Origin of the sequence: Catenuloplanes atrovinosus (assembly GCF_031458235.1) — a bacterium.
GTDB lineage: Bacteria > Actinomycetota > Actinomycetes > Mycobacteriales > Micromonosporaceae > Catenuloplanes > Catenuloplanes atrovinosus.
The window spans coordinates 1,140,014-1,149,755 of the sequence record NZ_JAVDYB010000001.1; the positions used below are offsets into that span (position 1 = coordinate 1,140,014).

Genomic DNA, 9,742 nt, shown 5'->3' on the forward strand with positions numbered 1-9,742 from the left:
ACGGAACTACCAGGACGGAGGAGCCGCACGGATGCGCACCGGGATAGCTGACGCCTCGTCGTCGGCCCGGATAGAACGGGTCGGCACCAAGGGATGGGGCCGGCACCGGACCATCGGCGAGGCGGTCCGCGCCGCGCAGGACGGCGGGATCGTCTCCGTCGCCGCGGGCCGGTACGCCGAGAGCGTCGTGGTCGACAGGTCGGTGCGGATCGTCGCGGAGTCCGGTGGCGTGGAGATCGCGCCCGCGGACGGCCCGGCGATCGAGGTGCGGTCCGGCACCGCCGCGGTGCAGGGTCTGCGGCTGCTGTCCGCGCAGCCGATCCGGCCCGCGGTCACGGTCGCGGGCGGAACGGTCACCGTGGACGGCTGCGAGATCCAGGGCGGCCGGGTGGAGGTGGCCGGCCAGGCGACGGTGACGCTCACCGACTGCACGATCACCGGCGCGGCCGGCGCCGGCCTGGACGTGGCCGACTCCGCGCGCCTGCACCTGAACGGCGGCGCGGTCCAGCACGTCGACGGCGCCGGCGTGATGGTCCGCGGCGGCGCCCGGGTCACCCTCACCGAGACCGCGGTGCGGCACGTCACCGCCGCCGGCCTGCACCTGCGCGAGTCCGCCGGGGCCGAGGCCGTGCGCGCCGAGTTCTCCCACGTGGGGATCTCCGCGCTGCTGGTCGAGGACGAGGCCGCCGCCACCGTACGGGACTGCCAGTTCTTCGACAACGACGGCGACGTGCTCCGAGCCACCGGCAGCGCGCCGTTCCACGCGGACTGGTGGCCGGGCGCGCTGCCGGACCGCCCGCAGCTCGACCCCCCGGCGCTCGGCGACGGCGAGCCCGGCGGCATCCGGATGGAACGCTGCACCGTGGACCGCACCGGCGGCACCGCGGTGCACCTGTCCGGCACCGCGCACGCGGGCATCGCGGACTGCCGCATCGACACGGTCACCGGCGCCGGCGTGGTCGCGACCGGCGACGCACGGCTGGTGATGACGGACACGCACGTGGTGCGCCCGCGCAGCACCGGCGTGGCACTGCTGGCCCAGGCGCACGCGCGGATCGAGCGCTGCTCGGTCACCGACTCCGGCGCGAACGGGCTGTTCCTGGCCGGGGACTCGCGCGTGCTGCTGCGCGCGCTCGGCGTCAAGCAGACCCGGTACACGGCCGTGCACCTGGGCGGCACCGCGATCGCCACGCTGGCCGACTGCGAGATCGCCGACACCCCGGAGTGCGGCATCCGGATCACCGGTCGCGCCATGGCCCGGATCGACGGCGGCCGGGTGGACCGCGCCCGGCAGGCCGGCGTGGCCGTGGAGGAGACCGGCGACGTGCACCTGCGCGGCATGACCGTGGCCGAGGGCGAGGTCGGCGTGCGCGTCGACTCGCCGCATCACGCGCTGGTCGAGCGCTGCACCATCACGGAGATCGCGCAGACCGGGTTCGAGGCCGCGAAGGGCTCCGGCCCGATCGTGCGGGACACCCGGATCGACGGCTGCGGCGGCGCCGGGCTGTTCGTGGACGCGGACGCCGCGCCGATCGCGGACGGCCTGACCATCGAGCGGATCGGCGGCACCGGCGTGGTGGTCTGGGGCGGCGCCGCGCCGGTCATCCGCGCCACCACCATCGCCAACTGCAAGAAGAACGGCCTCTACCTGGGTGCGGAGGCGCGCGGCACGGTCGAGGACCTGGACGTCACCGGCACCGGGTACCCGGCGCTCTACATCGGGGCGTCGGCCACGCCGGTGCTGCGCCGCGTCCACGTGCACGACGTGGAGGAGGACCTGACGCTGGTCGACGGCGCCGACCCCACGTTCGAGCAGTGCACGGTGGACGCGGTCGGCACCTCCACGATGCCGGTGGAGGGCGCGAACCCGCTGGTCCGCCGGGCCGGCGCGGCCGTGACCTCACCGTCGGCGACCCGGCCGCCCGCGTCCGCGGCCACGCCGGACCCGGCCGCGGCGGAGACGCTGCCGGAGCTGCTGGCGCAGTTGGAGCGGCTGGTCGGCCTGGAGAAGGTGAAGCAGGACGTCGGCTCGCTGGTCAAGCTGGTCCAGATGGTGCAGAAGCGCCGCGAGGCCGGGCTCAGCCCGCCGCCGATGTCGCGCCACCTGGTCTTCGCCGGCAACCCGGGCACCGGCAAGACCACGGTCGCCCGGCTGTACGGCCGAATCCTGCGCGCGCTCGGCATGCTGGGCAGCGGCCACCTGGTCGAGGTGGACCGGTCCGCGCTGGTCGGCGAGTACGTCGGCCACACCGCGCCGAAGACGCAGGCCGCGTTCCGCCGCGCGCTGCACGGCGTGCTCTTCATCGACGAGGCGTACGCGCTGACCCCGGACGGGCACGGCGCGGACTTCGGCCAGGAGGCCATCTCCACGCTGGTCAAGCTGATGGAGGACCACCGCGAGGAGGTCGTCGTCATCGTGGCCGGCTACCCGTACGAGATGGTCCGGTTCATCAGCACCAACCCGGGTCTGGCCTCCCGCTTCTCCCGCACGCTCACGTTCGAGGACTACTCCTCGGACGAGCTGGTCCGCATCGTGCAGTCGCAGGCCGCCGACCACGAGTACCACCTCGGGCCGGAGACGGTCGAGAAGCTGCGGCGGTACTTCGACTCGGTCGACCGGGGCGAGGGCTTCGGCAACGGCCGGTTCGCCCGCGGCGTCTTCCAGCACATGACCGAGCAGCACGCGGCGCGCGTCGCGGAACTGGCCGTGCCCACCACCGAGCAGCTCACCCGGCTCGAACCCGAAGACCTGCCAGACGTGCCTGATTCATAGGAGACCGCGTGTCCCGCATCTCGTTCCACCGCCCGGCCCGGTTCCTGCCGCCGGCCGCACCGCAGGACAAGGTGGTGCTGCCCGCGCCGCCGGAGCAGAAGCAGAGCAACGCCGGCTTCATCAGCCTGCTGCTGCCGCTGCTGTCCAGCCTCGGCATCGCGGCGTACATGGTGTCGTACGGCCGGCCGATGCTGATCGCGCTCGCGATCATCTTCGCGGTCGTGTCGTTCAGCGCCACGATCGCGTTCCGGGTGCAGAACAAGCACCTGGAGCGGCGGACCGTGATGCGGCAGCGGGCCCGGTACCGCGCGCTGCTGATGGACGTGCGGACGAACGCCCGGCAGGTGGCGTCCACGCAGCGCATGCTCGGCGCGTGGGCGCACCCGGAGCCGGACCGGCTGCTGGCGATCGCGCACAGCGGCCGGCGGGTGTGGGAACGGCGGCAGGGCGACCCGGACTTCCTTCGGGTGCGCATCGGCCTGGGCGACGCGGAACTGTCCACGCCGATCCAGATCGGCACCCGGCTGGACCCGCTGGCCGATTACGACTGGGAGTCGATGCGCGCGGCCCGGCGACTGGTCGACTCGATGAGCAAGGTCGCGGCGCAGCCGATCGCGATCGACCTGGGGACCGCGGGCGTGGTCAGCGTGCTCGGCGCGCCCGCGGACACGGCCGCGCTGACCCGGGCCATGCTCTGCCAGCTCGCGGTCATGCACGCGCCGGACGACGTGCTGGTCGCGATCGAGGCGCCGGACGTGACGGAGTGGGAGTGGGCGAAGTGGCTGCCGCACACGTTCGAGCCCGGGTCCCGGCGCCGGGGCCGTGCGGTGCCGCTGGTCAGCACGGAGCACGGCGGGCTGGCCGACGTGCTGGACCGGGAGCTGCGCCGGCGCTCGGACGCGGCCGGCGCGCGGCGGCTGCAGACCGCGTTCGACCGCGGCGCGGCGCCGGAGCAGCAGCGGCTCGTGGTGGTGTTCACCGCGTTCGACCCGGTCTCCGAGTGGGGGCGCTCGCCGCAGCTGCGGGCGCTGCTGGAGGCGGCCGGGCCGCAGCTGGGCATCACGCTGATCTTCCTGGGCCGGCGTGAGTCGCAGGAGCCGGGCCGGGTGGACCTGCGGGTGAGCGTGGCGGCCGGCGGCGGACTGTCGCTGACCGGGCGCACCGGCGGCGCGGTCACGTCCGAACTGTCCCAGCAGGACCGGGTGAGCACGCCGATGGCCGAGCTGATCGCCCGGAAGCTGACGCCGCTGACGCTCACGGACGAGCAGGAGCAGGTGCTGGCCCGTACCGTGTCGCTGATCGAGACGCTGTTGAACGGCCGGGCCCTGGACTCGTCGCTGGGCGGGCTGTGGGAACCGCAGCTGGGCCCGGACCGGCTGCTGCGCGTGCCGATCGGCACGGACGGCGACGGGCAGAGCGTGGTGCTGGACATCAAGGAGTCCGCGCAGGGCGGCTCCGGGCCGCACGGCCTGATCGTGGGCGCCACCGGCTCCGGCAAGAGCGAGCTGCTGCGGACGCTGGTCGCCGGCCTGATGGTGACGCACTCGCCGGAGCTGCTCAGCCTGGTGGTGGTCGACTTCAAGGGCGGTGCCACGTTCGCGCCGCTGGCCGGCATGCCGCACGTGGCCGGCATGATCACGAACCTGGCCGACGACGCCATGCTGATCGACCGGGTGCGGTCCGCGCTCGCCGGTGAGCAGCAGCGCCGCCAGCAGCTGCTGCGCCTGGCCGGCAACGTCGACTCGATCCGGGAGTACCAGCGGCGGCGGCTGGCGGGGGAGAGGGGCGCCGACGGTGCGCCGCTGCCGCCGATGCCGTACCTGCTGGTCATCATCGACGAGTTCGCCGAACTGCTCAGCGCGCACCCGGAGTTCGTCGACCTGTTCGTCCAGATCGGGCGGGTGGGCCGGAGCCTCGGCATCCACCTGCTGTTCTCCACCCAGCGGCTGGAGGAGGGGCGGCTGCGCGGGCTGGACTCGCACCTGTCGTACCGGATCTGCCTGCGCACGTTCAGCGCGCAGGAGAGCCGGACCGTGATCGGCACCCAGGACGCGTACCGGCTGCCGCCGATCCCGGGCTCGGCGTACCTGAAGGTGGACGAGACGATCTACCGCCGGTTCCGGGTCGCGCACGTCTCCGCGCCGTTCGTGTCGCCGGAGGAACGGGACGCGGACGGGGCGGCGCCGACCTCGATCCTGCCGTACGAGATGCGCGGCCTGACCGCCGCCGACCTGTACGAGGAGGACGAGGAGGACGCGCCGATGCCGTCCGGCGACGGACCGACCGAGCTGAGCGTGATCGTCGACCGGCTCTCCGGCCGCGGCACCCCGGCCCGGCAGGTGTGGCTGCCGCCGCTGCCCCGCGCGGTGCCGCTGGACGTGCTGCTCGGCCCGATCGCGGTGCAGTCCGGCCGCGGCCTGTCCGCCACCATGTGGCCGGCCGCCGGTGAGCTGCGCATCCCGGTCGGCGTGGTGGACCTGCCCGCCCAGCAGGCGCAGGAGCCGCTGCTGCTGGACCTGGGCGGCCCGCACGGCAACCTGGCGATCGTGGGCGCGCCCCGGTCCGGCCGGAGCACGCTGCTGCGTACCCTCATGCTGGCCACCGTCCTGACCCACACGCCGGCGGAGGCGCAGTTCTACTGCATCGACTTCGGCGGCGAGACGCTGCACCCGTTCACGGCCGCGCCGCACGTCGGCGACGTGGCCGGGCGGATGGACCGGGAGATGGTCGGCCGCATGCTGGCCGACATCCGGGCGCTGATCGCCGGCCGGGAGAAGCTGTTCCGCGAGCTGGGCATCGACTCCGTGGCGGAGTTCCGGGCGCGGCGCGACTCCGGGCGGCTGCCGGACGGGCTCCGGGCCGCGGACGTGTTCCTGATCGTGGACAACTGGGGCGCGCTGCGCACCGAGCTGGACACGCTGGAACCCGTCATGATCGAGATCGCGTCCCGGGGGCTCGGCGTCGGCGTCCACCTGATCCTGACCACGAACCGGTGGATGGAGATCCGCCCGGCGCTGCGGGAGAGCATCGGCACCCGGCTGGAGCTGCGGCTCAACGACTACAACGAGTCCGACATCCACCGCCGGATGGCGCAGGCGATGCCGTCCAACCTGCCCGGGCGGCTGCTCTGCCCGCCCGGCGTCTACGGCCACGTGGTGCTGCCGCGCCTGGACGGCCGGGACACCGACGAGGGCGTCCGCGACGCCCAGCAGGACATCCTCGCCAAGATCGGGCCATCCTGGCACGGCAAGCCCGCGCCGCGCGTGCGCATGCTGCCGGAGAGCATCGTGCGCGACGACCTGGACGCGAACGGCATCGCGCCGACCGCGGTCCCGATCGGCATCGGCGAGCCGGACATCGCCACGGTCGGCCTGGACCTGGTCGAAGGCGACCCGCACTTCGTGGTCTTCGGCGACACCGCGTCCGGCAAGAGCACGTTCCTGCGGACCTGGCTGCGGAACCTGATCGACCGGCAGACCGGCTGGGAGGCGCGCGTGGTGCTGATCGACTACCGCCGCTCGCTGCTCGGCATCGTCCCCGAGGGACACCTCGGCGCCTACGCCGCCGACGCGCAGACCACCAAGGTGTACGCCGCGCAGATCGCCGGGAAGCTGCGCGAGCGCATGCCCCCGGCCACGGTCACCCCGGAGGAGCTCAAGGCGCGGAGCTGGTGGGAGGGCCCGGAGATCTACGTGGTCATCGACGACTACGACCTGGTCGGCGGCGGCATGCAGTCACCGCTGGCGCCGCTGGTCGAGTTCATCCCGCACGCCCGGGACATCGGCTTCCACGTGGTGCTGGCGCGCCGGGTGGCCGGCGCGGGCCGGGGCGCGGTCGGTGACGTGTTCCTCTCCCGGGTGCGGGACCTGGGCGGCGGCGGCCTGCTGCTGTCCGGCGACTCCCGCGAGGGCCAGCTGCTCGGCACGGAGAAGCCCGCGACCCGGCCCGCCGGGCGCGGCGCGCTGGTCAGCCGCGGCCGGCCCACCCGGCTGGTGCAGATCGCGCTGGACGAGGCGGCCGAGCCCGCCGAGCCGGACGCCGCGGTGTCCGCGCGCTGACCCGGGGGACACCCGAATCGGTCACTGTCGGAGTCCAGTGCCCGGTTGGGATGCTGCGACCGGAATCCGGCATCGCAGCGAGGAGGGCTCGTGGAGGGCTACGACGTAACACCGGAGGACGTCCAGCAGGCGGCCACCGACTGCTGGACCACCGCGGAGGACATCAAGCAGGAACTGGCCGCGATCAAGGGGTACGTGGCCGGCCTGCGCGACCAGTGGCAGGGCGTCGCGGCGCAGAACTTCGACCAGCTGATGATCGACTTCGACGCGTTCGCGCTGATGCTGAACAACGCGCTGGTCAACATCAGCTACGGGCTCCGCGGCAACTTCAACAACTACGTCAGCGTCGAGGAGTTCGCCTCGAACAACCTCGTCGCGGTCAACAACGAGATCCCCGGCGTCTACCTGTAACGCCCCGGCCGACAGGAGTTCCGGACATGCCCGACATCTTCGAGACCCACATCCGCGTCCCCACCGACCTGGAGGGGGCCGGCACCTTCATCAACGGCGCGTCCGCCGAGATCATCGGGGACCTCACCCGGCTGGAGAACCAGCTCGCGCCGCTGGCCGCCACCTGGGTCGGCAGCAGCGCCACCTACTTCGAGGACCAGCGCCTCGCGTGGAACGTCGCGGCCGACGGGCTGTTCGGCCCGGAGGGCGTGCTCGGCATGATCGCGCACGCGCTGAACGTGAACTACCAGAACTACTCCGAGGCCGAGCTGGCCAACGAGAACACCTGGAAGCGCTAGATGGCCGACCAGCGCAGCCTCGTGACGGTCGTCGGCGCGCGCAAGCGCGTCGACGTCGCGCTGCCCGCGACCACGCCGGTGGGCGAGTACGCGGGCCGGCTCGCCGACCTGTGCGGGCAGGACGGTCACGACGTGTTCCCGCCGGCCTGGTCGCTGACCCCGGCCGGCGGGGCACCGCTGGCGCTGGAGGACTCGCTCGTGGACGCGGGCGTGGCCGACGGCGCGGTGCTCTACCTGATCGACGTGGCCGGCGACCCCGGCGGCGAGCCCGCGATCGAGGACATCGAGGAGCTGGTCGCGGACCAGACCGAGAGCTACCGCGCGGCCGAGCCGCCGCGCGGCCTGATCGTGATCGCGCTGTCGCTGGCCTGGCTGGCCGCGACCGGGTACGTGCTGCTGCGCGCGCACGGCGGGCTCACCGCCGCGATCGCCATGACGCTCGCGGCGCTGGTGCTGCTGGGCACGTCCTGGGGGCTGCAACAGCGGCGCTCGGCCGTACCGCCGGGGCTCTGCCTGGCCATGTCGATGGCCTCGGCCGCGTGCATGGCCGCGGCCGGCGGGCTGCTGTTCGCGGAGCTCAGCGCCGGGCTCTGGTGGGTCGGCGTGATCGCCGGCGCGAACCTCGGCATGGTGATGGCGCTGGCCACCACGCCCGAGCTCATCCTGTTCGCGGTGGAGTTGCAACTGCTGGTCGCGGGCCTGCTCATCCCGCTCTTCCTGCCGCTGCGGGTGACCGCCGCGGAGGCGGCCGCGGCCGTGGTGGTGGCCGCCGTCGCGCTGCTCGGCGGCTCGAAGTGGATCGCCGCCAGCATCACCGCGTGGGCCTCCCGGCCGCCGAAGTCCAGCGCGCCGATGGCCCAGGCGGTCACCGGGCTGCTGGTCCGCGCGCGCCGGGTGCTGACGTTCGTGATCGCCGGGCCGGTGCTGGCGCTGACCGTGGCGCAGCCGGTGCTGGCGCTCTCCGGCAACTGGTGGGCGATCGTGCTGGCCGCGGTCTCCGGCACGGCGCTGCTGGTCCGTACCAGGCAGGCCGGGTTCCGCGGCGAGACGATCGCGTTCGGCGTGAGCGGGCTGGCCGGCGTGTTCGCCGCGATCGGCGCGGTCGCGCACCGCTTCGGCGGCACCGGCGCCACCGCGGTCACGCTGGTGCTGTGCGGATTCGTGGTGCTCGCCATCGGCGTGCTGATCTCGCTGGTCCAGCTCCCGATCACGGAGTCGACCACGGACGTGTCGCTGGCCGGTGCGGCGGCGGCCGGGCGCCGCTCGGTCGCCGAGGTGGTCGGCATGCTGTGCAACCTGGCGGTCGCGCCGCTGGCCATGGGCGTCTACGGCGTCTACGGCGAGCTGGCCGCGATCGGCGCCGGCATCATCCACTGAGGAACGCCGGGTCCGCGCGAGCGGCCCGGCGTTCTCTCGTGCCCGGTCAGAAGATCTCGGTGATCTGCGGCGGGTCCGGGAACTGCGACGCGTAGTCGATGTTGGCGTAGGCCTGCGCGGCCGCGTCGACCGCCATGATGTACTGCCCGACCAGCGTGATCAGGTCCGCGGACGCGGTGAGCAACTGGTGCTGGTACGTGTTGAGCTGGGTGACCTGCTGCGGGCTGGCGCCGTAGTAGTCGTCGACCGTGTGCGTCTCCCAGTTCCACTGGCCGCCGCCCGGGGTGGACGTCGTCGACTCCTCGTGGATGCCGCCGTTGTACGGATTGCCGTCGCCGCCCACGTCCGCCTCGCTGGAGACCGCGAAGATCCAGCTCTCCCGCTGCCCGATGTAGGTCCGCAGGTCGTTGTACTTGGTCACGGTGTCACCGACCACCTCCAGCGCGCCGACCACGCGGTCCACGATGTCGCCGGTGTTCACCTCGAACGGGTTCACGTCGACCGTGGCGGTGGGCGCCTCGGCGTCGCCGGACGTCTCCTCCGGCGTCCGGATGGTGATCTCCGGCCCGGACAGCCACTGTGGATCGTCCGGGTCCGGCCCGTCCCCCCAGGTGCCGTCGAACTCCAGCACCGGTGGTGTGACGTCCGGAGTCGGATCTTGTAACTCCTCCGGCATCCCGCACTCCTCTCACGGCGGATAGTTCCACCCTGACTGTCCGGCGCCGGTCCCCACCGGGCAACGTCCCTTTTCCGATGACCGGAGCCGCGGCGAACGTGGGGCTGTC

Annotated in this window: 6 protein-coding genes; 5 read left to right on the top strand and 1 reads right to left on the bottom strand. The window is 73.3% G+C overall.

All coding sequences use genetic code 11. The features are described 5' to 3' along the window. Nucleotides 1-31 precede the first annotated feature (31 nt). The 5 genes from J2S41_RS05040 (at nt 32) to J2S41_RS05060 (ending at nt 8,957) form a co-directional block, all read left to right on the top strand. On the top strand, nt 32-2,773 hold the full coding sequence (locus J2S41_RS05040; RefSeq protein ID WP_310363624.1) for a right-handed parallel beta-helix repeat-containing protein: 2,742 nt from the start codon (nt 32-34) through the stop codon (nt 2,771-2,773). Nucleotides 2,774-2,781: 8 nt separating this feature from the next. Then, on the top strand, nt 2,782-6,831 hold the full coding sequence (gene eccCb / locus J2S41_RS05045) for a type VII secretion protein EccCb (RefSeq protein ID WP_310363627.1): 4,050 nt from the start codon (nt 2,782-2,784) through the stop codon (nt 6,829-6,831). A 90-nt stretch (nt 6,832-6,921) separates the two neighbouring features. After that, nucleotides 6,922-7,242 (top strand): WXG100 family type VII secretion target, encoded by a 321-nt coding sequence (locus J2S41_RS05050; RefSeq protein ID WP_310363631.1) that lies wholly within the window; start codon nt 6,922-6,924, stop codon nt 7,240-7,242. Nucleotides 7,243-7,268: 26 nt separating this feature from the next. Further along, nucleotides 7,269-7,580, top strand: a complete 312-nt coding sequence (locus tag J2S41_RS05055; protein WP_310363634.1) for a WXG100 family type VII secretion target — start codon at nt 7,269-7,271, stop codon at nt 7,578-7,580. Then, nucleotides 7,581-8,957 carry an EsaB/YukD family protein gene (locus J2S41_RS05060; protein ID WP_310363636.1) on the top strand — a complete coding sequence of 459 codons (1,377 nt, stop codon included), beginning with the start codon at nt 7,581-7,583 and terminating at the stop codon, nt 8,955-8,957. A gap of 46 nt (nt 8,958-9,003) precedes the next feature. On the opposite strand, the gene J2S41_RS05065 is transcribed toward J2S41_RS05060, so the two are convergent. After that, the gene (locus J2S41_RS05065; RefSeq protein ID WP_310363638.1) at nt 9,004-9,633 is read right to left on the bottom strand and encodes a hypothetical protein; all 630 of its coding nucleotides are present in this window, start codon (nt 9,631-9,633) and stop codon (nt 9,004-9,006) included. Nucleotides 9,634-9,742 lie beyond the last annotated feature (109 nt).

What these genes read in the sequence shown, in the direction of transcription:
- J2S41_RS05040 (WP_310363624.1), top strand. Translation starts at nt 32, where the DNA reads ATGCGCACCGGGATAGCTGACGCCTCGTCGTCGGCCCGGATAGAACGG.
- J2S41_RS05055 (WP_310363634.1), top strand. Translation starts at nt 7,269, where the DNA reads ATGCCCGACATCTTCGAGACCCACATCCGCGTCCCCACCGACCTGGAG.
- J2S41_RS05060 (WP_310363636.1), top strand. Translation starts at nt 7,581, where the DNA reads ATGGCCGACCAGCGCAGCCTCGTGACGGTCGTCGGCGCGCGCAAGCGC.
- J2S41_RS05065 (WP_310363638.1), bottom strand. Translation starts at nt 9,633, where the DNA reads ATGCCGGAGGAGTTACAAGATCCGACTCCGGACGTCACACCACCGGTG.